22 protein-coding genes are annotated in these 23,516 nt (G+C 72.0%); 8 read left to right on the forward strand and 14 right to left on the reverse strand.

Going from position 1 to position 23,516, the window contains the following annotated elements; translation table 11 throughout:
* Nucleotides 1–92: 92 nt before the first annotated feature.
* Nucleotides 93–887, reverse strand: a complete 795-nt coding sequence (locus Plo01_RS08100) for an HAD family hydrolase (RefSeq protein WP_203889899.1) — start codon at nt 885–887, stop codon at nt 93–95.
* 242 nt (nt 888–1,129) lie between these two features.
* Here Plo01_RS08100 and Plo01_RS08105 point away from each other — a divergent pair, with 242 nt between their 5' ends.
* Complete coding sequence (locus tag Plo01_RS08105) at nt 1,130–1,333, forward strand: cold-shock protein (RefSeq protein ID WP_068920510.1); 204 nt, start codon at nt 1,130–1,132, stop codon at nt 1,331–1,333.
* Between the two features lie 159 nt (nt 1,334–1,492).
* Here Plo01_RS08105 and Plo01_RS08110 read toward each other — a convergent pair whose 3' ends face one another.
* Nucleotides 1,493–2,638, reverse strand: a complete 1,146-nt coding sequence (locus Plo01_RS08110) for an FAD-dependent oxidoreductase (RefSeq protein ID WP_203889900.1) — start codon at nt 2,636–2,638, stop codon at nt 1,493–1,495.
* Nucleotides 2,639–2,759: 121 nt separating this feature from the next.
* On the opposite strand from Plo01_RS08110, the gene Plo01_RS08115 reads away from it, so the two are divergent.
* Together Plo01_RS08115 and Plo01_RS08120 are read left to right on the forward strand one after the other, a co-directional pair.
* Entirely contained in the window at nt 2,760–3,305 is a 546-nt protein-coding gene (locus Plo01_RS08115) for a TetR/AcrR family transcriptional regulator (RefSeq protein ID WP_203889901.1), read from the forward strand.
* 259 nt (nt 3,306–3,564) lie between these two features.
* Nucleotides 3,565–5,079: a hypothetical protein gene (locus tag Plo01_RS08120; protein WP_203889902.1), complete on the forward strand. Its 1,515-nt coding sequence runs from the start codon at nt 3,565–3,567 to the stop codon at nt 5,077–5,079.
* A gap of 164 nt (nt 5,080–5,243) precedes the next feature.
* Here Plo01_RS08120 and serS read toward each other — a convergent pair whose 3' ends face one another.
* The 5 genes from serS to Plo01_RS40100 all read right to left on the reverse strand — a co-directional run bounded on the left by serS (nt 5,244) and on the right by Plo01_RS40100 (nt 10,444).
* Nucleotides 5,244–6,506: a serine--tRNA ligase gene (gene serS, locus Plo01_RS08125; protein ID WP_203889903.1), complete on the reverse strand. Its 1,263-nt coding sequence runs from the start codon at nt 6,504–6,506 to the stop codon at nt 5,244–5,246.
* A 184-nt stretch (nt 6,507–6,690) separates the two neighbouring features.
* Nucleotides 6,691–6,846: a hypothetical protein gene (locus Plo01_RS08130; protein WP_203889904.1), complete on the reverse strand. Its 156-nt coding sequence runs from the start codon at nt 6,844–6,846 to the stop codon at nt 6,691–6,693.
* Between the two features lie 5 nt (nt 6,847–6,851).
* A complete protein-coding gene (locus tag Plo01_RS08135) occupies nt 6,852–7,787 on the reverse strand; it encodes a hypothetical protein (RefSeq protein WP_203889905.1) in 936 nt (311 codons plus the stop codon).
* An 83-nt stretch (nt 7,788–7,870) separates the two neighbouring features.
* On the reverse strand, nt 7,871–8,791 hold the full coding sequence (gene pheA, locus Plo01_RS08140; RefSeq protein ID WP_203889906.1) for a prephenate dehydratase: 921 nt from the start codon (nt 8,789–8,791) through the stop codon (nt 7,871–7,873).
* Nucleotides 8,792–8,965: 174 nt separating this feature from the next.
* Nucleotides 8,966–10,444, reverse strand: coding sequence for a glycosyltransferase 87 family protein (locus Plo01_RS40100; RefSeq protein WP_239316018.1), 1,479 nt, complete (start codon nt 10,442–10,444; stop codon nt 8,966–8,968).
* A gap of 143 nt (nt 10,445–10,587) precedes the next feature.
* On the opposite strand from Plo01_RS40100, the gene Plo01_RS08155 reads away from it, so the two are divergent.
* Entirely contained in the window at nt 10,588–12,864 is a 2,277-nt protein-coding gene (locus Plo01_RS08155) for a hypothetical protein (RefSeq protein ID WP_239316020.1), read from the forward strand.
* Here the strand turns inward: Plo01_RS08155 and Plo01_RS08160 are convergent.
* Complete coding sequence (locus Plo01_RS08160) at nt 12,746–14,488, reverse strand: MptA/MptB family glycosyltransferase (protein ID WP_203889907.1); 1,743 nt, start codon at nt 14,486–14,488, stop codon at nt 12,746–12,748. The genes Plo01_RS08155 and Plo01_RS08160 overlap by 119 nt on opposite strands.
* Nucleotides 14,489–14,702: 214 nt before the next feature.
* Between Plo01_RS08160 and Plo01_RS08165 the strand changes: the two genes are divergently transcribed.
* Nucleotides 14,703–15,899 carry a serine hydrolase domain-containing protein gene (locus Plo01_RS08165; RefSeq protein ID WP_203889908.1) on the forward strand — a complete coding sequence of 399 codons (1,197 nt, stop codon included), beginning with the start codon at nt 14,703–14,705 and terminating at the stop codon, nt 15,897–15,899.
* A 143-nt stretch (nt 15,900–16,042) separates the two neighbouring features.
* Here Plo01_RS08165 and Plo01_RS08170 read toward each other — a convergent pair whose 3' ends face one another.
* A complete protein-coding gene (locus tag Plo01_RS08170) occupies nt 16,043–16,741 on the reverse strand; it encodes a glycosyltransferase (RefSeq protein WP_203889909.1) in 699 nt (232 codons plus the stop codon).
* Between the two features lie 130 nt (nt 16,742–16,871).
* The gene (locus Plo01_RS08175; RefSeq protein ID WP_203889910.1) at nt 16,872–17,225 is read right to left on the reverse strand and encodes an STAS domain-containing protein; all 354 of its coding nucleotides are present in this window, start codon (nt 17,223–17,225) and stop codon (nt 16,872–16,874) included.
* 421 nt (nt 17,226–17,646) lie between these two features.
* On the opposite strand from Plo01_RS08175, the gene Plo01_RS40105 reads away from it, so the two are divergent.
* Complete coding sequence (locus Plo01_RS40105) at nt 17,647–18,108, forward strand: hypothetical protein (RefSeq protein ID WP_239316022.1); 462 nt, start codon at nt 17,647–17,649, stop codon at nt 18,106–18,108.
* Here Plo01_RS40105 and Plo01_RS08185 read toward each other — a convergent pair.
* Nucleotides 18,056–19,183 carry a sensor histidine kinase gene (locus Plo01_RS08185; RefSeq protein ID WP_203889911.1) on the reverse strand — a complete coding sequence of 376 codons (1,128 nt, stop codon included), beginning with the start codon at nt 19,181–19,183 and terminating at the stop codon, nt 18,056–18,058. The genes Plo01_RS40105 and Plo01_RS08185 overlap by 53 nt on opposite strands.
* Nucleotides 19,180–19,875 carry a response regulator transcription factor gene (locus Plo01_RS08190; RefSeq protein ID WP_203889912.1) on the reverse strand — a complete coding sequence of 232 codons (696 nt, stop codon included), beginning with the start codon at nt 19,873–19,875 and terminating at the stop codon, nt 19,180–19,182. Before Plo01_RS08190 ends, Plo01_RS08185 begins: the two co-directional genes overlap by 4 nt.
* 126 nt (nt 19,876–20,001) lie before the next feature.
* On the opposite strand from Plo01_RS08190, the gene Plo01_RS08195 reads away from it, so the two are divergent.
* Nucleotides 20,002–20,178 carry a hypothetical protein gene (locus tag Plo01_RS08195; RefSeq protein WP_203889968.1) on the forward strand — a complete coding sequence of 59 codons (177 nt, stop codon included), beginning with the start codon at nt 20,002–20,004 and terminating at the stop codon, nt 20,176–20,178.
* Nucleotides 20,179–20,194: 16 nt separating this feature from the next.
* Here Plo01_RS08195 and Plo01_RS08200 read toward each other — a convergent pair whose 3' ends face one another.
* Nucleotides 20,195–20,644, reverse strand: coding sequence for an ATP-binding protein (locus Plo01_RS08200; protein WP_203889913.1), 450 nt, complete (start codon nt 20,642–20,644; stop codon nt 20,195–20,197).
* Nucleotides 20,645–20,841: 197 nt separating this feature from the next.
* Nucleotides 20,842–22,737: a PAS domain-containing sensor histidine kinase gene (locus Plo01_RS08205; RefSeq protein WP_239316024.1), complete on the reverse strand. Its 1,896-nt coding sequence runs from the start codon at nt 22,735–22,737 to the stop codon at nt 20,842–20,844.
* A gap of 126 nt (nt 22,738–22,863) precedes the next feature.
* Here Plo01_RS08205 and Plo01_RS08210 point away from each other — a divergent pair, with 126 nt between their 5' ends.
* Entirely contained in the window at nt 22,864–23,442 is a 579-nt protein-coding gene (locus Plo01_RS08210; RefSeq protein ID WP_203889914.1) for a methylated-DNA--[protein]-cysteine S-methyltransferase, read from the forward strand.
* Nucleotides 23,443–23,516 lie beyond the last annotated feature (74 nt).

A 23,516-nucleotide genomic window follows, 5' to 3' on the forward strand; every position in this document is an offset into this window, starting at 1 on the left:
AGAGCCCTCCGACCGGAAGAGCCCTCCGACCGGAAGAGCCCTCCGACCGGAAGAGCCCTCCGACCGGAAGAGCCCTCCGACCGGAAGAGCCCTCAGAAGAGTTCTTCGAGGACCCGGGCGACCCCGTCGTCGTCGTTGGCCGCGGTCACGTGATGGACCGCCGCCAGCACCTCGGGGTGGGCGTTGGCGACGGCGTAGGCCGTTCCGGCCCAGCGCAGCATCGGCAGGTCGTTCGGCATGTCACCGAAGGCCACCACCCCGGACGGCGTGACCCCGTAGGTGGCGGCGAGCTCGGCCAGGGCCGAGGCCTTCGTCACGCCGTGGGCGCTCATCTCGATCAGCGCCCGGCCGCTGGAGTGCGTGGGCGTGACCAGGTCGCCGACCACGCCGCACACCGTGTCCTGGAGGATGTCGGGGTCCATCCGGGGGTGCAGGGCCAGCAGCTTGGCGCACGGCCGCGAGGTGAGGGTGGACGTGCCGACGCGGAGTCCGCCGACCGCCTTGCTGTCCCAGCCACCCAGACGAAAGTCCGATTCGTGGGCAAATCCCCCTTCATATTCCACCGAGAACGAAAGATCGGAAACTTTTTCCCTGAGCCGCCGCACCACCTCTTCCAGCACATCCGGCTGGATGAGATCGGATTTCACGATCCGCTCGGTGTGCAGGTCGTACACGAGGGCGCCGTTGGCGCATATGGCCAGCCCCCGGTGGTGTACGGCCCCCGCGACGGTGTGCATCCACCGTGGCGGGCGGCCGGTGACGAAGACCAGCGTGGCGCCCGCGTTCTCCACGCGGGCGAACGCGGCCGCGGTGCGGGGCGACACGGTGCCGTCCGAGCGCAGGGCGGTACCGTCGAGGTCTGTGGCGACGAGCCGGGGACTTCCCATAACAGGTTCCAGTCTGCACTGTGATCCCCGCCGCGCCAGTCGCAGGATCAGCTAGGGGAGGAATCTTCCTGATCGCGGGAACATGTGTGGGCGGGATAGTGTTAGATGTGATGGCGTTGTATTAGCTGATCCCGTAGTGCATGACCAGAGCTAGATCTGAGCCACCCGGGGCCCCGCTGTACGACACACGGGGGTTCACGAGGTGTGAATCCCATAGCTTCAAATCCTGAGGGAGAGCTTTAATGGCTCAGGGAACCGTCAAGTGGTTCAACGCTGAAAAGGGCTTCGGCTTCATCGCGCCGGACGGCGGTGCGCCGGACGTGTTCGTGCACTTCTCCGAGATCGTCGGCAGCGGCTACCGCAGCCTCGAGGACGGCCAGCGGGTCGAGTTCGAGATCACGCAGGGTCAGAAGGGTCCGCAGGCCTCGCAGGTCCGCGGCATCTGACGCATAGACCTTAGATCCACAGATCCACTAGAACACGAGGGCGGGGTTCGCTTCACGCGAACCCCGCCCTCGTGCTTTTCCGGCCCCGGCGCCCCCTCACGCCCGACCGCCCCGCCGGGACCCCGCCGCTCCGGCCGGACCCGGCTCCGGCGACCGCCGTCACACCCGGTAGACCAGGCCGGAGAGCCTCCAGGCCAGAGCCCGGCGGAACCTCGGGAGGCGGGCCAGCGCCCGCAGGGCCAGGTTCCGGACCGGGCGCACCCTCCTGCTCATGGTCGCCAGCCGGGTCAGGCGCCCGGCGAACGTCACCACCTGCTCGGCGACCGGGCGGCGGGCCTCGGCGTAAGCGTCCAGTGCCGCCTCCTCGCCCTTCAGAGCGGCGCTGAGGGCCTCTCCCAGGGCGGTGGCGTCCTGGACACCCGTGTTCATTCCCTGGCCTCCTGCGGGGCTGTGGACGTGTGCGGCGTCGCCGGCGAGGACGATCCGTCCCGCCCGGTAGGAATCGGCCACCCGGTGGTGGATCCGGAACCGCGAACCCCAGAGGACCTCGCGCACCATCGCCCGCTCGCGCTCGGGGCCCCGGCCGTCCAGCAGCGCCTGGACGAAGGCCGCGTCGGGTGCGGCGGGCGCGTCCTCCACGGTGGACACGATCCGGTGGACGCCGCCGGGCAGCGGGGCGACCACGACCAGCCCGGCGGGTGAGAAGTAGAGGACGACCTCGTCCCGCGGCACCCCGCCGGTGAGCCGGACGTCGGCGAGGCTGAACGACTCGGCGTACTGCCCGCCGGTGAAGCCGATGCCGGCCTGCTCCCGCACCGTGCTGTGCATGCCGTCCGCGCCGACCAGGTACTTCGCCGTCACGGTGCTCCCGTCGTCCATGACCGCGGTGACCCCCTCGCCGTCCTGGGTGACGCTCTCCAACGTGTACGGCCTGGCGACCCGGCCGCCCAGCTCGGTCAGGCGCTCCAGGAGGATCCGCTCGGTCTCGGCCTGGGAGATCATCAACGTGTAGGGGTAGGCGGTCGGGAGGTCGCCGAACTCCACCGGGACGAGCAGCCGGTCGCGGTCCCTGATGGTGAACCGGGGGGCGTGGATGCCCAGCGCGGCCAGCCGGCCCGAGACCCCCAGGGGCTCCAGGACCTCCAGCGTCCTGGCATGCACCACGGCGGCCCGGGAGGTGTTGTCCCCCGCGGCCTGGTTGTCGACCACGGTCACGTCGTGGCCCTGGCCGGCGAGGGAGACGGCGACGGTGAGACCGGTCGGACCGGCGCCGATGACGAGAACGTCCGTGCTGGTGGGGAGCATCTCGGCCTCCGAGAGTCATTGCCAACGTTTGTTGGCCAACGTTTGTTGGCATAACTATGCGCCTGCCGCGCCGCCATGTCAACGGTTGTAGGCCAACGACTGTTGGCATAAAATCTCCGCCATGAGGAGATCCTCGGAGGACACCAAAACCCTGATCCTGGCCGCGGCGCGCGAACGGTTCGCCGCCGACGGCTACGAGCGGGCGACCATCCGCGCCATCGCCGCGGACGCGAAGATCGACCCGTCCATGGTCATGAGGTACTTCGGCAACAAGGACAAGCTGTTCGCCGCCGCCGCCGACGTCGATCTGAGGCTCCCCGATCTGGCCGCGCTCCCCCGCGAGACGGTGGGGGCCGCCCTCGTCGCGCACTTCCTCGACCGCTGGGAGGAGGACGAGGGCATGATGATCCTGCTGCGCACCGGCGTCACCAACGAGGCCGTCGCCGAGCGCATGCGCATGATCTTCGCCGCCCAGCTCGGGCCGCTGGTCGCCACGCTCTGCGGTGATCCCGCCCAGGCTCCCTCCCGGGCCGGGCTCGCCGCCTCCCAGGTGCTCGGCGTGGCCCTGTGCCGCTACGTGCTCCGCCTGCCGCCCGTCGTCGCCATGTCCCGCGAGGAGATCGTGCACTGGCTGGGCCCGACCCTCCAGCGCTACCTGACCGGGTGAGGCACGCCTGTCCCCGGCGTGGCGGTACGACGGCGCGGAGACACGGAGACCCAGAGAGACGGGGACGTAGAGACACGGGGACGCGGTCTCAACACCCGGCGACACGGGGAACCGGGGTGCTCAAGGGAGCATGAGCCGAAGGGCTCGGAAGCTTGCGGGGACCGTGTCGGACACGGCTTCGTCACAAGAGGCGCCGGGGCCGAACCCGGCCGCCCGATGCGCTGTCCATCCAGCTATGAGGCATCCGGTCCCCCCTGACGTGGAGCGTCCGCCCGGTTCGGCCCTGGCCTGGCTCGCACACCCCGCGACCGTCACCGCCACCTTCCTGCTGCTGATCAACGACCACCTGCTCAAGGGCCTGTGGCCCGGCCCGGTCACCGGCAAGCTCAGCGACTTCGCCGGCCTGATGGTCGCCCCGCCGCTGCTGGCCCTGACCCGCCTGCCCGTCCCGGCCGCCATCCTCGCCACCGGCGTCGGCTTCACCGTGGTCAAGACCACCGAGACCGGCGCCGCCCTGGCCTCCCAGGCCTGGACGGCGCTGGCCGGCCCCTCCCAGGTGCTGGCCGACCCCACCGACCTGCTCGCCCTGCCCGCCCTGGGCGCCGCCTGGCTCGTCTGGCGCCGCTGCCGGTCCGAGCAGGCCGTACGGCAGGCCCGCACGCTCATCATCGTCCCCGTCGCCCTGATCGCGGTGACCGCCACCGCGGGACCGGGAGGATGGGGCTCGACCGCGACGACCGCGGTCTCCGTCGAAGACGACGCGATCACCGTCTTCTTCGACGAGCCCGGCGCCGACCCCGTCGCCTCCCGGGACGGCGGCCGGACCTGGAGGGCCGCGAGATCCCTTCCGTCCCCGGACCCGGCTTCCACGGCCACCTCGGAGCCGTCCGCCACCTCGGAGCCGGACTCGCCCTCCGTGTCGTCCGCCCGTCCGTCCGCCAAGACCCAGGATTGCGTCCCCGGCGAACCCGTCCACTGCTACCGGATCACCCCGCCCCGCCTGGCCGTCGAGGAGTCCCATGACGGCGGGAAGACCTGGGAAACGACGTGGGAGGTCTCGGAGGGGCGCGAGGACATGATGCGGCGGCGCCACGGCGGCTCGTGGGCGCAGCACTGGAAGGGCTCCCAGGCCATCGCGGTGCAGAAGAAGGCCGGCGGGCACGTGGTGGTCGTGGCGACCGGCAGCGACGGCATCGCCGTACGGGACGTGAGCGGGACCTGGCAGCGGCTCGGCGTCCACGGTGACGGTTTCCTCCCGGAAGCTGCGGCCCCCCTCAACGCGCCGGAGATCGATCTGGAGGCGGAGCGCGTCGTGGGCTTCTTCGCCGGGCTGCTCCCCCTCCTGGCCGGAGTCGCCGCGGCCTGCCGCTACAGGCGGAGCGGCACCGCCTTCCTCGTGATCGCTTCCACGATCGCCTCGCTCGGCTTCCTGATCGCCCGCCAAGGCATGGGCGAACCGTTCCTGTTCGTGAACCTGCCGCTCGTGCTGGGGATCGCCTGCGCCCTTCTGGGCATGATCCTGATGATCGTCACAGCCGTCTCGATGCGCCTGCGCGGCTGGGCGTGGCTCTACCTGCTCGCGGTCCCGCCGGCCACCATGTTCGGCATCTGGGGCGTCTTCGCCGGCTGGACCCGGGGGACTCCCGACCATTACGTGACGGCGGTGGTGATCTCCTGCCTGGTGACGACCGTGGGCATGGCGGTGACGGCCGCCATCTGCTGGTCGGGCGTGCGGGCCCCGATCGGCAGGGCAGGGGAGGAGGAGCCGGGGTAGCGCGGTGATCGGCGACGCTCACCGGGCGTTCGCCGTACGGCCCGGCGGGAGAAACCGGCGAGAAACCGGCGAAGACCCGACGAGAAACCGACAAGGAAGCGACGAGGACCCGGTCTGAGAACGGACCGGGTCCTCATCCGGGGGCCTGACGGCCCCGGGTGTCATTACTTGACCGGCTCCAGGACGTCGAGGCCGACGTAGGGGCGCAGGGCCTTGGGCACCACGACCGAGCCGTCGGCCTGCTGGTGGTTCTCCAGGATGGCGACGATCCAGCGGGTGGTGGCCAGGGTGCCGTTCAGCGTGGCGACGCTCTGGGGCTTGCCCCCGGAGTCGCGGTAGCGCACGGCCAGGCGGCGGGCCTGGAAGTCGGTGCAGTTGGAGGTCGAGGTGAGCTCGCGGTAGCGGCCCTGGGTGGGGATCCACCCCTCGCAGTCGTACTTGCGCGCGGCCGAGGTGCCGAGGTCGCCCGCCGCCACGTCGATGACGCGATAGGGGATCTCGACCTTGGCCAGCATCTCCTTCTCCCAGGCGAGCAGGCGCAGGTGCTCCTCGTGCGCGTCCTCGGGACGGCAGTAGGAGAACATCTCCACCTTGTCGAACTGGTGGACCCGGATGATGCCGCGCGTGTCCTTGCCGTACGACCCGGCCTCGCGGCGGAAGCACGACGACCAGCCCCCGTAGCGCAGCGGGAGCTCCGCCCCGTCGAGGATCTCGTCGGCGTGGTAGGCCGCCAGCGGCACCTCGGAGGTGCCGACCAGGTAGAGATCGTCCTCGGGGAGGCGGTAGATCTCCTTGTCGTGGGCGATGTGGAAACCGGTGCCCTGCATCGCCTCGGGCTTCACCAGCACAGGGGTGATCATCGGGATGAACCCGGCCTCGATCGCCTGCTGCATCGCCATGTTGAGCAGGCCGAGCTGGAGCCGGGCGCCGACGCCCTTGAGGAAGAAGAACCGCGAGCCGGAGACCTTGGCCCCGCGCTCCATGTCGATCGCGCCGAGCAGTTCGCCCAGCTCCAGGTGGTCCTTCGGCTCGAAGTCGAAGGACCGCTTCTCGCCGGACTCCTCCAGCACGACGTAGTCGTCCTCGCCGCCGTGCGGGGCCCCCTCCTCCACGAGGTTGGGCACCGTCTGCAGGACCGCGTCGAGCTCGGACGCCAGCTTCTCGGCCTCGGCTTCCAGGGCCTTGACCTGGGCGGCGAGGTCCTTGGCGCGGTCGAGCAGCGCCGCCTTCTCCTCCCCGGAGGCTTTCGACACCGACTTGCCCATGGTCTTCTGCTCGGCACGCAGGGACTCGAAGGAGCTCAGCGCGGAGCGGCGGCGCCCGTCCAGGTCGAGCAGCGTATCGACGACGGACTCGTCTTCACCGCGGGCACGCTGCGACGCCCGTAGCCGGTCGGGATCCTCACGAAGGGTACGCAGGTCAATCACAGACATAGGCTACCGAGGTACGGCTCGCGTCCGCGTGGATATACGGCCTACCGGAGTGGCCGCAGGCCAGGGGCCCTCCCGGCGCCGCAACGGCGCTCACGCGCCGGAAGCCCACCCGCCGCAGCGGTGCCCGCGGACCGGAAGCCGCCCGCCGCAGCGACGCCCACCGCTGCGGACCCACCCGTCACCGCAACGCCCGCAGGTTGAGCACCCGCGAGACGCCGGCGCTCTCCGACCTCCAGCCGACCAGCCCGCCCTCGCGGTACAGGCCCGTGACCGGCTCGCTGTCGGCATTCTCCGGTTTCCGGAGCACCGCGGCGGTCCCCCCGTCCAGGTCCACGACCGTCACCCGGATCGGGAAGAGCAGTCGCTCCGCCGCACCCGACGTGTCCCCGGACTCAGATGTCCCGTTGTCAGCCGCCTCAGCCGCCTCGCGGACGGTGTCCTCAAAATCTTCAGCGGCATCCGGAGAACACCGGCGGAGCCTGCGGCGGTGGAGGAAGAGAAGGGAGAGAGGTACTTCATGGAGACACCCCTCCTGGGGGCGCCCGTGAAGAGCACGGCGTCGCCGGCCGGCGCGAGCTCCATATCCCACAGCTCGTGGCTCTTGTCGAAGGCCACCAGGAGTTTCGGATCCCCTCCGGCACGTGGCATGACCCGCACCTGTCCGGCCTGGTCCGTGTCACCGCGGTTCGCGACCGTCCTCCAGACCAGGTGATGCTCGTCCGCCCCCGCCTGCGTGAGCATGTAGCCGCTCAGGCCGGGCGTCACGGGCTGGACGGCGAGCACGGACGTCTGCCGCGACTCCATGGAGAACGCCTCCAGCCGCACCTGACGATCGGCGGCCCCGGCGCCCTGCCGGCTCCCGTCGCTCTCCGTGTTCCCAGCGCTCTCCGGATTCTCGCCACCCTCGCCACCCTCGGCGCCCGCGCCGCTCTCGGCGACCAGCAGGATGTGCCCGGCGTCGAGCGCGGCCACCGGCCGGTACGCGAGCCCGTCGGCGGCCCGGGCCGGGATCTCGGCCAGAGCGTGCGGCCAGACCTCCTCGGCCGGCCGGGCGTTCAGGATCATCTCCTCGGTGATGCGAGAAGGGGGCGTGGTCATGACGACGGGTGCGGCAGGCACGGTGGGCGCGGCGGGTACGGCGGGCAGCTGCCGTACCGCGCCGGTCAGGGTCACCATCAGAACGGTCAGCGTGCCGGCGGCGAGCAGCGCCGGAGAGCGGAGGATCCCGCGGCGGCGGCCGGTCTCGGAGGGAACTGCGGGAATCGAAGGTTCCATGGCGCCTCCCCGTCGTCAGGGTGAACGAGCCACGGAGCCCTTCCGCTACGGAACTCCAGGGAATTCCTTGGAATTTCCGGGAATCAGACCTGACCGGTTCTGACCTTGGCCAGCCATTCGGCGGCCTCGGCGAAGTCGGGGTCGGCCGTACCCCGCTTGATCTGCGGGGACAGCCGGTCCGCACGCGGGTAGCTGCCGAGGAAGCGCACGTCGGAGCAGACCCGGTGAAGGCCGGAGATCGCCTCGCCGACGCGGGCCTCCGCCACGTGGCCCTCGAAGTCGAAGTGGAAGAAATAGCGGCCGATGCCGTCACCGGTGGGCCGCGACTCGATGCGGGTCAGGTTGACCCCGCGCACCGCGAACTCCGTCAGCATCTCCAGCAGCGCGCCCGGATGGTCGTCGGAGAGGAAGACCACCAGGGAGGTCCGGTCGGCGCCGGTGGGCTCGGTCAGCGGGCCCGGCTTGGTCACGTGGACGAACCGGGTCACCGTGTCGGAGCGGTCGCCGATGCGCGCGGCCAGCTCGACCAGGCCGTAGTGCTCTCCGGCGATGCGCGCGGCGATGGCCGCGTCGTACGGCGAGCCGGGCAGGGCGACCTCCTGGGCCGCCCCCGCGGTCGACGAGGCGGCGATGGTCACCGCGTCGGGCAGCTCGCGGGCGATGAAGCCGCGGCACTGGGTGAGGGCCGCCGGATGGGAGAAGATCCGCTTGATGTTGCCGAACTCGGTGCCCGGACGGACCAGCAGCGAGAACTCGACGGGCAGCAGCACCTCGGCGGTGATCAGCAGCGGCTCGCCCCAGGCGAGCTCGTCGAGGGTCGTGGCGATGCCGCCTTCGAGCGAGTTCTCCAGCGGGACGACGGCGCCGTCCGCCTCACCCCGCCGGGCGGCGTCGAGCGCCGCGCTGACGTTCGCGCTCGGCAGGCGCTCGGCTTCCGGCGCCAGGATCCGCAGGGCCTCCTCGGCGAAGGTGCCCTCCGGTCCCAGATAGGCGAGTTTCGGCATAGCCCCAGGTTATCCGGCGGATGTCCAGAAGTGTGCGGAGAACGGCACACTCGTTGCCCGAAAAAATCCCCGGCACGGCCACCTCGCGCCCGGCACGGCCGCCTCGTTCCGAGAAAAGAGCGGGCCGGAGGAACCCGGTCAGGGAGAGAGGTACCCCGTCCAGGGGATCGTCGTTCACAAGGCCCCGATCCGGGACACCCCCGCCTGGAACTCCGCACGCCGTCGCGGCAGCCAGACGCCCAGCAGCCACACCAGCCCCACCGCGCCGAGCCCGAACCCGTTCTGCACGATCTTGCCCACCACCGGGCTGAGCACCGGTGTCTCCGCCGCCTTGATCGCCACTCCCCACCAGGGGATCGGGACCACGTAGTAGAGCCACACCCCGGCCGCCACCCGGACCCGCACCGGGTCGCGCCCGTCGCCCACGATCGCGCCGAGCACCACGACCACCCAGGCCAGGTGGTGGATCCACGCCACCGGGGACAGCAGCACGGCCATCAATCCGACCAGGGCGAACGCGGTCATCCCGTCCCCGTCGAGCAGGGCCCGGCGGGCGTGGCGGAAGCCGTACCAGCCGACGGCCGCCACCAGGACCAGCCAGATCGCGCTCGTCAGCAGGTCGGGCAGGTACAGCCGGATGAGCATGCCGCGCATCGACTGGTTGGTGGTCGCGGCGTTGGCGCCGAGCCGTTCGGGGTCGAGCAGCGCGCGGAACCAGAAGTCGGCGGCGTCGGCCGGGATCACCAGGAACGGCAGCAGGGTCAGCAGCGCGGCCGTGAAGACGGCCATGAAGAAGGTCCGGCGCTGCTCCTCCCGCGCGCCCGGGCCGAACCCGGTGATGAGGAGGTAGATCAGGAAGACGCCGGGGGTGAGCTTGACCGCCGTGGCCAGCCCGATCAGCATGCCGCGCGGCCACACCGGCCGCCGGGCCGCGCAGTCGGCCAGGCACAGGGCGACCAGCAGAATGTCCACCTGGCCGAAGCGGACTTGGTCCCTGATCGGCATCAGGTAGGTACACATGATCGTCAGGAACGCGAAGGCCGCCGGCATCCAGACCGCGCGCGGCACCGTCCAGGCGGGCCCCGGGCGGCCGGCGGCGGCCCCCGAGTCCCCCGAGTCCCTTGAGGCCCCTGAGGCCCCTGAGGCCCTCAAGACCTCCGAGACTTCCGAGGCTTCCGAGACTTCCGAGGCTTCCGAGGCTTCCGAGGCTTCCGAGGCGGTGACGCCGGGCGCTGCCCCCGACCCGCCGAAGCCTCCGGAGCCGTCGAGGCGGTCGGGCCGGCCGATCCGGGCGAGCACCGCGCGGAAGCCGTACCCGACCGTGATCGCCAGCGTGACGAAGATCCCCGTCGTCCACACCCACTGCGCCACCGGCCACGGCATCGCCGCCAGCGGCGTGGCGAGCAGGGCCGCGACGGGCGGGTAGGTGAAGGGCAGCAGCTGCGGCGCGGGCGTGGCGAAGTCGTAGACCGGGCGTCCGGACAGCACCATCTCGCCGCCGGTACGGTAAACGTCCAGATCGACCAGGCGCTGGTCGTCGACGTTGCCCAGCCAGTGGAGCACCAGGGGGGCCACGGCGATCACGACCGTCAGCAGCGCGAGCGGCCACACCCACACCGGCCGCCTGGTCATGGTCACCTTGCCAGTCGTCACGAGCAGGCAGGCTACCGTCAACGTCCGGAGGACGGGCGCGGACGGGAACGGATACGGGAGATCGGATGAGCTCAGCACGCGGGGGTCACCGGCCTCCGGAGACCGGTCGCGCGAGGACGCGCCCGCGCGGAAGCGCCCGGAGAGTGTGTGCTCCCGCGCAGGCGCAGGCGCAGGCGCAGGCGCAGACGCAGACGCGGATGCGGGCGCTCGCGTCCGTGTTCGCGTCACCGCGCGGTCTCCTGCGGAGAACGGCCCTGCTCACGCTCCTTCCGGTCGTGTTCATGCTCCTGGCCGCAGGAGGTACGGCCGCCGCCTCCACCGCGGCGCCCACCGGCCGGGTCGTGATCGTCGGGGTTCCGGGGCTGCTCTGGAGCGACCTGGACCCGGCGCGGACGCCGAACCTGTGGACGCTCGTGCAGGGCGGCGGATCGGCGTCGTTGTCCACCCGGGCGGCGCCGCCGAAGGGCCGGGGCTTCATCTGCCCGGTGGAGGGATGGCTGACCCTCTCGGCGGGGCAGCGCGCGGGCGCGCCCGGCATGGGCTGCGCCCTGCCCGCGGCCCCGCAGGTCTCCGGCGCGGGGGCGAGCGCGCCCGACTGGGCGGCGCTGGTCTCCTACAACGTCACCGAGACGGACTACAAGCCGGTCCTGGGACAGCTCGGGCAGCTCGTCGTGTCGGCCGGGGGGCAGGTCGCCGCCGTGGGGCCGGGGGCCGTTCTGGGCGCAGCCGACAGGTCAGGAAAAGTCGGTAAATACGCGGAGACCGTGGAGCAGCTCGGCGACCTGACGCCGTACAGACTGGTCGTCGTCGAGGCGGGGGACCTCACCCGGGCGTGGATCCGGGCCGGGACCGGCGCGGGCGGCGAGCACGTCAGGGTGACCGGACAGGCCAGGCGGGAGGCCGTGGCCGCGATCGACCGGCAGGTGGGCGCGGTCCTCGGCCGGCTTCCGGCGGGGACCTCGCTCCTGCTCGCCGGGCTGTCCGACACCACCGGCGCCGCCCACCTGCACGTGGCGATCGCCCGCGGCCCGTCCCCCGGCGGCGCGCCGTACCCGGCCGGCCTCCTCACCGCCGCCTCCACCCGCCAGGACGGCCTGGTCACCCTCACCGACCTGACCACCACCGCGCTCGCCCTGCTCGGCCTGGACACGCCCGACGGCGCGGTCGGCCGCGCCTGGACCGGCACGGGAGGCGGCGCCCCGCCCGCGCGCGTGGCGGCGGACCTGGCGGGCGAGGACCTGGCCAGCCAGGTCCTGCGCGAGGTGCGCGGGCCGTTCTTCACGGCCTTCGTGACCGTGCAGATCCTCTTCTACCTGCTGGCCGCCGTGGCGATCCGCCGCGGCTGGGGCGGTTCCCGCGCGCTGACCGCCGTCCAGGTGGTCGCCGTGGTCAGCGGCGCGATCGCGATCGCCACCTTCCTCGCCCAGCTCGTGCCGTGGTGGACGTTCCCGGTCCCGATGGCCGGGGTGGTCCTGACCATCCTCGGCATCGCCTGCGCCGTCGCCGGGGCGGCCTTCGCCGGGCCGTGGCGGGCCCATGTCCTCGGCCCGCTGACCGTGGTCGCCGGTGTCACCTCGCTGGCGCTGCTGATCGACGTGATGACCGGGTCCGGGCTCCAGATCAACGCCGTCACCGGGTACGAGCCGGTGACCGGAGGACGCTTCTACGGATTCAGCAACATCGCCTTCGCCGTCTACTCCGCCGGGACGATCCTGGCCCTGGCCGGGGTCGCCCAGTGGCTGATCGGCCGCGGGCGGCGCGGGCTCGCCCTGGCGGTCTGCGCGCTGTACGGCGGGCTCGCGGTGTTCGCCGACGGCTGGCCGGCCTGGGGGGCGGACTTCGGCGGGGTCCCGGCGTTCCTGGCCGGGACGGCCGTCTTCGTGATCCTGCTGTCCGGCCGCCGGGTCTCGGTGGTCAAGCTCGGCCTGATCGGGCTGGCCGGGGCCGTGCTGATCGGCGCGATCGCGGTCGCCGACTGGATGCGGCCCGCCGAGCGCCGCACCCACCTGGGCACGTTCGTCCAGCAGGTGCTGGACGGCGAGGCGTGGACGGTGGTCGCCCGCAAGTTCGGCGCGATGGTCGGGATCACGGTCGGGAACTGGCCGCTGACGTTGCTCTCGCTGGTCGCGCTGGCCTTCCTGTTCCTGGTGCTGAACCGGCCCTCCCGGTGGGGCGCCGCCGCGCTGGGCCGGGCCTACGCGGCGGCGCCGACGCTGCGCGCCGGGCTGATCGGCGCGCTGACGTGCGCGCTCATCGGGTTCCTGATGAACGACTCGGGCATCGCGATCCCGGCGATGGCCCTCACGGTCGCGGTCCCGCTGACGCTGGCCGCCTGCGTGCGCGCGCTCCAGCTCTCGCCGCCCACCACGCCAGAGCGGCCGTCAGCGCCAGCAGGGACCACGGCACCGCCTGCTGCCTGACGACGGTCTTCAGCCAGTCGAGGTCCTCGGGGCGGAACGGCTCTCTGGCCGGGAGGTAACCGAGGGACAGGATCGTCGTCCTGGCCACCATGAAGCCCTCCAGCGCGGGCCAGGAGGCCAGGGCCAGCAGCGCGAAGGCCAGGCCGTCGTACCAGGGCAGGGCGTACGGCGCGGCGAGCAGCCAGGCGGCCACCACCACGGCGGCCACCGTCGGCGCCGGAACCCCCGCCCCACCGACCACCGTCGATGCCGGAACCCCCGCCTCACCGACCGCTGTCGGCGCAGGGATCCCCGCCCGGCCCGGGCCGCCGTGCCCGGCGCCCGCCGCAATCGGCTCGGCGGCGGGGGCGGCCCGCAGCAGCAGCCAGGCCAGGACGGCCAGCAGGGCCAGGGAGCCGAGCTGGATCCAGATCGTGTAGGCGCCCGGCCCGAACAGCGACTGCAGGCCGGTCTTCACCAGCTGCCAGGGGGTGGCGAGGGAGACCTTCCGGCCGGCCTCGCCCACCTGGTCCAGCACGTGCGGCCCGGCGAGCCCGTAGGCGACCGCCACCGTGGCGGTCGCCGTGCCCGCGACGACGGCGAGCCTGCGGGGTGAGCGCCGCACCACCCATGCGGGCCCGAGGGCGACCAGCCCGGCGTTGAGCTTGATCCCGATCCCGGCCCCCAGCAGCAGCCCGGAGGCGACCAGTGACCGCCACGACGCCCCGGCTGCGGCCGGCGACCGCCGTGGCGCCCCCGAGGGAGCCGGTGACCGCCGCGTCATCCTCGAGAGAGCCGATGGCCACCGCGGCGGCACGGGCCGCGCCCCCGTCTCCGCTCCGGGAGACCCTCCCGGCCCTCCTGCGAGCCGTCCGGCCCCCAGCGCGACCAGGGCCGCGACCATGCACGCGACGGCCAGGGTGTCCACGTGCATCCCGGCGGCCAGGTGATAGATCATCAGCGGGTTGGCCGCCCAGAGCAGCGCCGCCCGCCGCTGCAGGCGGTCGTCCCCGGCGGTGAAGCGGTGGATGAGCAGTGAGGTGCCGATGAACGCGGCGGCGTTGAACAGCGCCATCACGAAGACGGTCAGCCTGACCGAGTCGCCGCCGACGAGACTGGCCAGCGTCTGCACGGCGGTGGCCAGCGGGCCGTAGACGCTCGTCACGCCGGTCCATTCCTCGACGGCCCCGGTGACCGGGTCGCCGGGGAAGTCTGCGGGTGTGACGGCGTAGGGGTCGTGGCCCAGCGCGGCCAGCCGGCCGTACGCGGCGTAGTTGAGGTGGTCGGCCGACCCGGAGGGCGGCAGGAAGGCCAGGAGCGCGACCGCGCCCGATCCCGCCGCCAGCAGCCTCCGCGGATCCGGCCGCCATCGGGACCTCAGCGCGGCTCCGAGCCCGGCCCCGCCCAGCAGGATCGCCAGGGCCGCCATGGCGATCACCAGGTGGGCTCCCGGCTCGGCGCCCAGTGAGTACGGCGGCTGCCAGGACGGCCCGGGCAGCTCCGGCACCATGGCCGACGGCCCCAGCAGCCCGATCAGGATCGTCAGCCCGACGGACGACGCCAGAGCCGCGCGCGCGAACCCGCCGAGACCGTCACGCGGGCCACGCGCCGTGCTTTTCCCGGCCACCGCCGCATCCGCAGTCACCCGCAAATTCCAGCACATCCGGCGGGCTCCCCGGGGCCGTCGTCCACAGCCCTCCGGTTATCCACAGCTCCGGCGGCATGCGGGGATGTTCAGTGGGCGGGTCACTCCCCCTCGCGGGGGAGAGGAAGATCGCCGGTGTCGGCGATCCGGGCAGAACCCCTTGATCGACAGGATTGGGGCATCGCACGAAAGCCCTACCACCTGGAGATACGTCATGAAGCGCACCCATGTCACCGCCGCCCTTCTCGCCCTCGCGGTCCTGGGCACGACCGCCGGCACCGCCGGCGCCGCCGCAGCCGCCACTCCGGACCGCGTCGTGACGCAGGCGCAGACGCAGGTGCCGCCGATCAACGAGGCGGCGCTGGGGCAGGCCATCGCCGGCCTGCCCGCGCCCGACGCCACCGCCGCGGAGGTGCGGGTGGGCGGCTCGGCGGGCTCCTGGCACGGTGTGAGCGGCGTTCGGGACCTGCGGACCGGGCGCCCGGCCAGGGAGGGGATGCGGTTCAGGGCCGGCAGCGTGACGAAGATGTTCACCACGGCCGTCGTCCTCCAGCTCGTCGCCGAGGGTGAGATCTCGCTCGACGGCACCATCCAGGAGTATCTGCCCGGACTTCTCCCGGCCGACTATCCGGCCATCACCGTCGGCCAGGTGCTCAACCACACCAGCGGCCTGCCCTCGCCCAAGCTCAGCAACGACTTCGCCGACATCTACGCGACCCGCTTCAAGACCTGGACACCCGAGGAGTACGTCGCCCAGGCCGTGGCGAACCCCATCGAGTTCACCCCCGGCGACTGGCAGCACTACCTCAACATCAACACCTTCGTGGCGGGCCTGCTGATCGAGAAGGTCACGGGCAACTCCTACGAGCACGAGGTGACGGCCAGGATCCTGCGCCCGGTCGGCATGCGCGACAGCTACCTGCCGGGCCGGTCCGTCCGGGTGCGCGGCCCGCACAACCGCGGCTACCAGGTCGTGCCCGAGGGCTTCCCGGGGGCGGTCGAGTACGGAGACGCCCACGTCGTGGACATGACCGAGACCAGCGTCACCTCCACCTGGGCCTCCGGTGACCTGATCTCCACCACGGCCGACCTGGAGAAGTTCGTCAACGCCCTGTTCAGGGGCGAGATCGTCCCTGCCGCGCAGCTGGAGCCCATGTTCACGGTGCCGGGCGTCAAGCAGTACGGAACCGGCCACCCCGCCGTCTACACCTCGGGCATGAGCAAGCTCGAACTGCCCGGCGGCATCGTCGCCTACGGCAAGACCGGCGCCAGGTACGGCAGCGCCACCGGCGTCGGCGCCACCCGGGATCTGTCGCGCACGGTGGTCTACTCGCTCAACTCCACCGACGCCAAGGCCGCCGGCCAGAACCAGCGGGGGCTCGGCGTCGCGCTGGCCGCGTTCGCGAGATGAGCGGAACGACAGCCCTGGGGGCGCCCCGCGAAGGCCGGTCCGGAGCGGAGAACCTCAGAAAAACAGCGCCCCGCGAAGGCCGGTCCGAGATGGAGGGCCTCAGGGAAACAGCGCCCCGCGACGACCGTCCGGAGCGGGGCGTGTCAGGGGAGCAGCGCCCTGCGGGCCAGGAGGGCGCGGCCGACGTCCCGGAACTGCCGGGCGCGGTGGATCTGGGCCCTCCAGTCGGTGCCCGTGGCGCGATGGGCCATCTCCACCTCGACCTCCAGGATCCGGAACCCCTTGCGGATCAGGTCGATCGTCAGACCCGTCTCCACGCCGAAGCCGCGGGCGAGCGGCCGGGCGGCCTCGAAGGCCGCCCTGGTCAGGCAGCGCTGGCCGTTGAGCGGCTGGGCGGGCGTCCAGCCGGTGGCGCGCTCGATGCCGTCCCGGGCGAGCCTGACCACGAACCCGTGGCCGCCCAGCTTGACGCGGGTGGCGAAGACCGCGATGGTCATGTCCGCCTCGCCCGCCTGGACCGGCTCGATCAGGGGCGCGGCCATGTGCGCGGTCTCCCCCAGGTCGGCGTCCAGGAACAGCAGGTGGCGCGGCTCCTCGCCCTCCGCGTCGAGCAGGCGCACGATCTCCGCGCCGCTCTCCATGGCGGCCGCCTTGCCGCGGTTGTGGCTGTGCCGTGCGACACGGGCTCCCGCGGCCCTGGCCACCTGGCCGGTCCGGTCGCCGGAGCCGTCGTCCACGACCACGACGAGGTCCACACCGGACAGTTTCAGGGCCGCCGCCACGGTGGCCCCGATGCGGTCGGCCTCGTCCTTGGCCGGAATGATCACAGCGGTGCCGGTCATGCGCCTCGCTCCACTCGCCGCCAACCGCGCACGCGAACTCCCGCGTCGCTCACGTCCGCGACGCCGCCGTGCCCGCCGGCTCGCACGTCCGCGCGCCGGCCGTTCTCAGCGTCCCCGCCACGGGGGACGCTCACGCCTTGGGCTCGGCCGTCAGCAGCTCCTCGGGCACCGTCTCGTGCACGGTGAACACCGAGTCGAGGCCGGTGACCTGAAGGATCTTACGGACGGCGGGCCTGGGCCCGGCCACCTCCAGCGCCCCGCCGCGCTCGCGCAGCCGCTTGAGCGCCGACAGCAGCACGTTCATCCCGGTGGAGTCGCAGAACTCCACGCCGGACATGTCGATGACCACGAGGTTCGTGGTGCTCTCCTGGAGCAGCCGAGCGAACTCGGCCTGCAGGCGAGGTGCGGTATATAGGTCGATTTCTCCGACAACGGCCATGACGGTGTGCCCGCCATGAGATCGAGTTGAGACTTTTAGCTCCACAGCGGGCACACTAGCGGCGCGAAGCCCCCGGGTCACGTTCTCTCGGTCAGAGCCTGTTACGGAACCCTACTTTCCTGTGACACGACGTCTCCGATCACGCCGCCCCGTGTCGCCTCCGGACCGGAGTCGCCCGCCCTTTGTCCCCATTCCCGCCTCACGGGAACCCTCGGTACGCAAAGCTTGACACTGTGCAACCCCGGCTAGGCCGGAAAGGGGGAGGCACGGGTCCTCCCGTTCCCAGCCGCCACTGCACCGGACGGGCACTGGACATCGAGAGGAAACGGGCCGGAAAACGTTCATGAAAAGCGATCTTCCTGAGGACCTCCAGAGACAGCGACTCCGGGAGCGTCTGGAATCCGTCGTCACCCGTGCAAGGAAGGCCACCTCCTGGCGGGACGCGACCGCCTCTCTCCGCAGCCTGGTGAACCGGGAGGGGGTCGTCCCGATCCGGACCCGCCTGACCGGCGAGGACCTCGACTTCCTCGAGGAGGCGCGCGAGGACCTGCTGGACTTCGCCACGCTGGGCGTGCGGCTCCTCGACCTGCACCAGCCGCGGGACGCGGGCGGCATCACCAGCGACGCCGCGCATCCGATCCTGCGCTGCCGGAGCTGCATGTGGCGCTGGCCGTGCCCGACCTTCCGCGCGATGTCGGAGACCTTCGACGGCGCGCGGGAACGCGCCGACGACCTCGACGGCCACGTCCCCGTCTCCCGCTGCGTCACGCCCGACGACGGCGAACCCGGCGGCGAGCCGGGCGGGGAGAGCCCGCACGTTCAGGTGACCGTCATGGTCCCGGCCCAGCCGGAGGGCGAGGGATACGGCGCGCCGTTCACGGGGACAGGGGGAGGCGGATCTCGAAGCGGCAGCCGGGGCCGGTGTTGACGACGCCGATGTCGCCGTCGTGGGCCTCCACGATGCCGCGGGCGATCGCCAGGCCGAGCCCGGCCCCCGCGCCGTCGGGCCGGGGGCTCCGGGCCGCCTCGCCGCGGAAGGCCACGTCGAAGACCCGAGGCAGGTCCTCCGCGGGGATGCCGCCGCAGCAGTCTGCCACCGACAGGCACGCGTGCCCGTCCTCCACCGTGACGCGGACCTGCACCGTCCCGTCCTCCGGGGTGTGCCTGATCGCGTTGACCACCAGGTTGCGCAGGGCTCTGGACAGCTCTCCGGCGTCCGCCTGGACGGGCACCGCCGCCTCCGCCGAGCCCTGCAGCCGGACCCCCTTGGCCCGCGCCAGCGGCTCCACCCCGGCCAGGGCGTCGGCGACCAGGTCGCCGAGGCCGGTCCGGCGGCGGGACAGCCGCAGCGCCCCGGCGTGGATCCGCGACAGCTCGAACAGGTCGTCGACCATGGCCGACAGACGGTCCACCTCCAGGCGGATCTGGGCGTGATAGCGGCCCACGGTCTCCGGGTCGGCCACCACGCCGTCCTCCAGGGCCTCGACCATCGCACGCATCCCGGCCAGCGGGGTGCGCAGGTCGTGGCTGACCCAGGCGACGAGCTCGCGGCGGGCGCCCTCCAGGGCGCGCTCGCGCTCGTGGCCCAGGCGGATCCGCAGGTATGCCTCGTCGAGGGCGGCGGCGACCGTGCCGAGCTCGGCGGGGAGGCCGCGGGGCGGGACGAACTCGCCGGACGGCGGGACGTCGTGCACGGCGGCGACGAGCCTGCGGCTGGCGGCCAGGACCCGCCGGGCCAGCACCGCCGCCACCCCCAGGCCGATCAGTCCGCTGACGGCGACCACGCTGAGCACGATGTTCCTGGGCGTGCCCTCGATGATCATTTTCAGGGTGATCGCCACCATGCCCGCCACCGTCACCACCACGGGGACGGCCGCGACCACGGCGAGCATCACCCCGACCGACCGCTCCCGCAGCAGGCGCATCGCGCCCAGCCCGGTCAGCGCGACCAGCAGGCCGAGCCCGGCGGTGACCGCGGCGATCTCCACGATCTCCGGGATCATGTCGTGGCCAGGGGCTCGTAGCGGTAACCGACGCCCCACACGGTGACGATGCGCCGGGGCACGGTCGGGTCGGGCTCGATCTTCTCGCGGAGGCGGCGGACGTGGACGGTCACCGTGGAGGAGTCGCCGAAGGACCATCCCCAGACCTGGTCGAGCAGGGCGGAACGGCTGAAGGCCTGGCGGGGGTTGCGCATCAGGTGGGCGAGGAGGTCGAACTCCCGGGCGGTCAGCATGATCTCCTCGTCGCCGAGCCGTACCTCGTGGGCGCCCACGTCGACCACCAGCTCGCCGTCCCGCAGCACGCCCGTCCCGGCCGGGATGGAGGCGCCGCGCGCCCGCCGCAGCACCGACTGGACCCGCAGGGCCAGCTCGCGGGGGCTGAAGGGCTTGGTGACGTAGTCGTCGGCGCCGGTCTCCAGGCCGACGACCCGGTCGATCTCCTCACCCAGCGCGGTCAGCATGATCACCGGAACCGGCCAGCGCTCCCTGAGCTTCCTGCAGACCTGAAGGCCGTCCACCTTGGGCAGCATCAGGTCCAGGACGAGCAGATCGGGGGGGTTGGACAGGGCGCGCCGGAGCGCTTCCGCGCCGTCACCGACGCATTCGACGGTGTGCCCGTCGCGTTCGAGATAGCGGGCCACGACCTCGGCCACCGTCGGATCGTCGTCGACCACCAGAATCCGCGCGCTCATACCTCCACGGTAGGCGCGATACGGCCGGCCGCCGGACCGCGTCACCGGTCCGTAAGACCCGTCCGAAGACTCGATCGTTATGCGTCCGGACGCCTCCGGGATCGGCCGCGGGCGTACGGTGGACGCATGGGTCGTATCGTGATGGCAGTCCTCGGCGGCATCCTTGCGCTCTACATGGTCTTCGGGCTCGTGCTTCCCGCCCTGTTCGGACTGTTCAAGTTCTTGTTCGTGCTGGCGATGGTGGCGTTCCTGGTCGTCCTGGTGGTGACCGTCGCGGCCAAGTTCTCCAAGTCCGTCAAGTGACCGTTCCCCGGGTCCGTCAGATGCACTCCTGAACGACGGGCTCGGGAACGGGAACGTGCCCGTTCAGTGCCGGGTTGAGGGCCGTGACCACCGCCCAGACGGTGGTGATCTCCCCTTCGTGCCGGACTCCCCACCGGTCCGCCAGATATTCGACGATGCCCAGGCCCCTGCCCCCTAACGAGGACAGCGGGGCCCGGCCGGCCCGTGGCTCGGTGGTGGCGCCCCCGTCACTCACCGCTACCTCGACATGCCCATCGGTCCATCGCCATGCCACTCTGATCTGCCCGGACGGCAGGGGGTGCGCATGCCGGAGAGCGTTGCTCAGCAGCTCGCTCACCACCAGCACGGCATCGTCGATCGCCGTCTCATACACACCCCATTCCTGCAGGTCAGAGCTGAGGCATTGGCGTGCGACGGCGACGCTGGACGGCGTATACGGCAACAACACGACGCTCGACGGACTCACCCCCCGTATCCCTGTTCCCCTCGAGAACCCGCTGCGGAACCCCGATTCGTTGCTGCGTGACGATGGGACTCCACGGCGGCCTCCGAGAAGACACCCCAGATACGACCGAAATGCCCCGTTAGCCGATTGCGGAAACCGTGCCCCGATCACAGCTTGTGCACATTGGACGATAGATCAGTTCTACCGTTACCGGCTCGTTACCGCTCCGGCGCGCCGGAGCCGCTACGGGCGCCTGGCGTGTCGGCCCTGCCCAGTTCCAAACGCATCCGGGTGCCGCCGCCCGGCCGCGGGTAGGCCGCCACGTCCCCGCCCTGGGCCTGGGCGAGGCTGCGCACGATGTAGAGGCCGAGGCCGACCCCGCCGAACCGGCGGCGGTCGCCGCTCTCGGCCTGGACGAAGCGTTCGAAGACGCGCTCCCGGTCGGCCGGGGCGATGCCCACCCCCTCGTCGTCGACGACCACGACCACCCGATCGCCGTCCGGCCACGCCTCGACCTTGATCAGGCCGCCGTCCGGGGAGTACTTGAAGGCGTTCTCCAGGAGCTGACCCAGCACGATGTCGGTGGCGAGGGCGTCACCGTAGACCTTGGGCAGGTCGTCGGGGACGACCACCTCGACCCGGTGCACCTCCGACAGCACCGGCAGGCCCAGGGTGGCGGTCTTGATCAGCTCTCCGAGGTCGAACGCCTCCAGGGTGAGGACGATCTTCCCGGCCCCGGCGCGCGAGCCCAGCAGCAGGTGGTCCATGAGCTGGCCGAGGGAGCGCGCCCGCTCGGCGATGGTGTGCACGGCGGACCGGCGCTCGGCGTCGGACAGGCCGTCCCAGCGGGTGTCGAGCATGCCGGCGAAGCCGCGGACCACGGTGATCGGGGTGCGCAGCTCATGGCTGGTGGTGGCCAGGAACAGGTCCTTGGCCTCCTCCAGCTCCTTGGCCCGGGTGACGTCGCGGAAGTCGACCACGATCTCGCCGGTCTCCTCGATCTCCGCGCGGAGCACGTCCAGCCAGATGCCCGAGGGCAGCTGGTAGGTGAGCTTGTCCCCCGGCTCGGGCAGCGGGAAGGGGGGCGGCTCGCCGATCACCTCGGCCGCGTGGAAGCCGGTCAGCCCGGCGGCGGCCGGGTTCCACTGGATGACGCGTCCCATGTTGTCCAGGACCGCGATGCCGTCGGCGCTGGCGTCGAACACCGCGCGCTCGTGGGCGCGCTGCCGTACGGCCTCCTGGTAGGCCATGGCGTTGCCGACGGCGATCCCGGCGTGCCCGGCGAGGAGTTCGAGCAGCTCCAGCTCGACGTGGCCGGCCTTGCGGTTGGCGAACAGGGCGTAGAGCGCGCCGTACGGCCGGCCGCCCACCGCCGCCACGCCGAGCGCGATGGTGTGCAGGCCGGGCAGCCACGACCAGACCAGCTCGTCCAGCCGGGCCTGGTCGCCGGTCTCCAGCATCACGGTCCGGCCGGCCCGCAGGAGCTTGCCCACCAGGCTGGAGCGCAGGTCGGTGGTCGAGCCGCGCAGCTCGTCGGGGAGCTTGTGACAGGCCACCAGGCGGAGCCGGTCCCCCTCGATGAGCACGAACCCGCCCGCGTCGGCGCCGGTCAGCTCGGTGAGACTGGCGGCGATCCGCTCGAGCACCGTGGGCAGCTCCAGCTCGGCGTTGATGTCGGCGACCACGTCGGTCAGCCGGCGGACGAGCTGCGCCCGGCGCATGACCTTGTCGCTGGCGGTCTCGTCGTCCTGGGCCAGGTGGTAGAGGTTGACGTAGCCGAGCAGCGCGCCGCTCTCCGAGCAGAGCGCCCCGGCGTCCATGCGCACGTCGAGCAGCGTGCCGTCACGCCGGAAGCGCTTGGTGCGCAGCGACACCTGGCCGCCGGTCCTGACCCGTTCCAGGACCGCGTTGTGCTCGGCGGTGAGCTCGTCGGGGACCATCGGCACGCGGTGGCCGACGGCCTCCTCCTCGGACCAGCCGAACAGGCGCTCGGCGGCGGGGTTCCAGGCCAGGACGGTCTGGTCGCGGTCGAGGGCGACGACCGCGTTGGGGGAGCCGGCGACGATCGACTTGCTGACGACGTCGTCACCGATAGCGATCACATCATCACGCACATATCCATCTTGCCGCTTCGATCGGTCTGATCTTGGCAATTTCGTCCGGCATGTGCTGCCGTTCTTCAATGTGACGCGTCCGATACGCTGCGGGCACCACACACCTGGACACGGAAGGGTGGGGACATGTCATCCGGGGATCTCGACGCGCTGCTACGGGTGACCTCGCCCACCTACGTCGGGGACAGGCATCCCGACATCGCGTTCGGCACCCATGACGGTCCCGTGGGCCGGATGATCCTCGCCGTGACGGGACGGGGGGTGGTGTCCTGCAGCTACGAGGACGAACACGTCGTCTTCGAGCGCGTGAGCAGGAACGTCAGCACGTTCATCGGGGCCGACCCCAGCCGGATCGACCCGGTCCGCCGGGAGCTGGACGCCTACTTCTCCGGCCGGCTCCGCGCTTTCACCGTCCCGGTGGACCTCCGGCTCGCCACGCCGTTCGCCAGGACCGTGCTGCAGATGATGATGGCGGTGCCGTACGGGACGGTGACCGCCTACCACCTGATCGCCGAGCGGATCGGCCGTCCGCGGGCGCTGCGGGCGGTCGGCAACGCGCTCGGCGGCAACCCGGTGTGCGTGATCGTGCCCTGCCACCGGGTGGTGGAGAGCGAGACCGCCCTGGGCGGCTACGCGGGCGGCACCGCCGCCAAGGAGCGGCTCTTCCGGATCGAGGGGATCCGGGGGAACCCGCTCACGCCGTAATCCGCACGGAGCCTCACGGGAACCCGTGTGGGCCTCGCGGGAACCCCGGCGAGCCCTGCGGGACCCCTATGCGA

The sequence above is a fragment of the Planobispora longispora genome, assembly GCF_016863135.1.
Taxonomy (GTDB): domain Bacteria; phylum Actinomycetota; class Actinomycetes; order Streptosporangiales; family Streptosporangiaceae; genus Planobispora; species Planobispora longispora.

What these genes read in the sequence shown, in the direction of transcription:
- Plo01_RS08100 (WP_203889899.1), bottom strand. Translation starts at nt 887, where the DNA reads ATGGGAAGTCCCCGGCTCGTCGCCACAGACCTCGACGGTACCGCCCTG.
- Plo01_RS08105 (WP_068920510.1), top strand. Translation starts at nt 1,130, where the DNA reads ATGGCTCAGGGAACCGTCAAGTGGTTCAACGCTGAAAAGGGCTTCGGC.
- Plo01_RS08110 (WP_203889900.1), bottom strand. Translation starts at nt 2,638, where the DNA reads ATGCTCCCCACCAGCACGGACGTTCTCGTCATCGGCGCCGGTCCGACC.
- Plo01_RS08115 (WP_203889901.1), top strand. Translation starts at nt 2,760, where the DNA reads ATGAGGAGATCCTCGGAGGACACCAAAACCCTGATCCTGGCCGCGGCG.
- Plo01_RS08135 (WP_203889905.1), bottom strand. Translation starts at nt 7,787, where the DNA reads ATGGAACCTTCGATTCCCGCAGTTCCCTCCGAGACCGGCCGCCGCCGC.
- pheA (WP_203889906.1), bottom strand. Translation starts at nt 8,791, where the DNA reads ATGCCGAAACTCGCCTATCTGGGACCGGAGGGCACCTTCGCCGAGGAG.
- Plo01_RS08165 (WP_203889908.1), top strand. Translation starts at nt 14,703, where the DNA reads ATGAAGCGCACCCATGTCACCGCCGCCCTTCTCGCCCTCGCGGTCCTG.
- Plo01_RS08170 (WP_203889909.1), bottom strand. Translation starts at nt 16,741, where the DNA reads ATGACCGGCACCGCTGTGATCATTCCGGCCAAGGACGAGGCCGACCGC.
- Plo01_RS08185 (WP_203889911.1), bottom strand. Translation starts at nt 19,183, where the DNA reads ATGATCCCGGAGATCGTGGAGATCGCCGCGGTCACCGCCGGGCTCGGC.
- Plo01_RS08190 (WP_203889912.1), bottom strand. Translation starts at nt 19,875, where the DNA reads ATGAGCGCGCGGATTCTGGTGGTCGACGACGATCCGACGGTGGCCGAG.
- Plo01_RS08195 (WP_203889968.1), top strand. Translation starts at nt 20,002, where the DNA reads ATGGGTCGTATCGTGATGGCAGTCCTCGGCGGCATCCTTGCGCTCTAC.
- Plo01_RS08210 (WP_203889914.1), top strand. Translation starts at nt 22,864, where the DNA reads ATGTCATCCGGGGATCTCGACGCGCTGCTACGGGTGACCTCGCCCACC.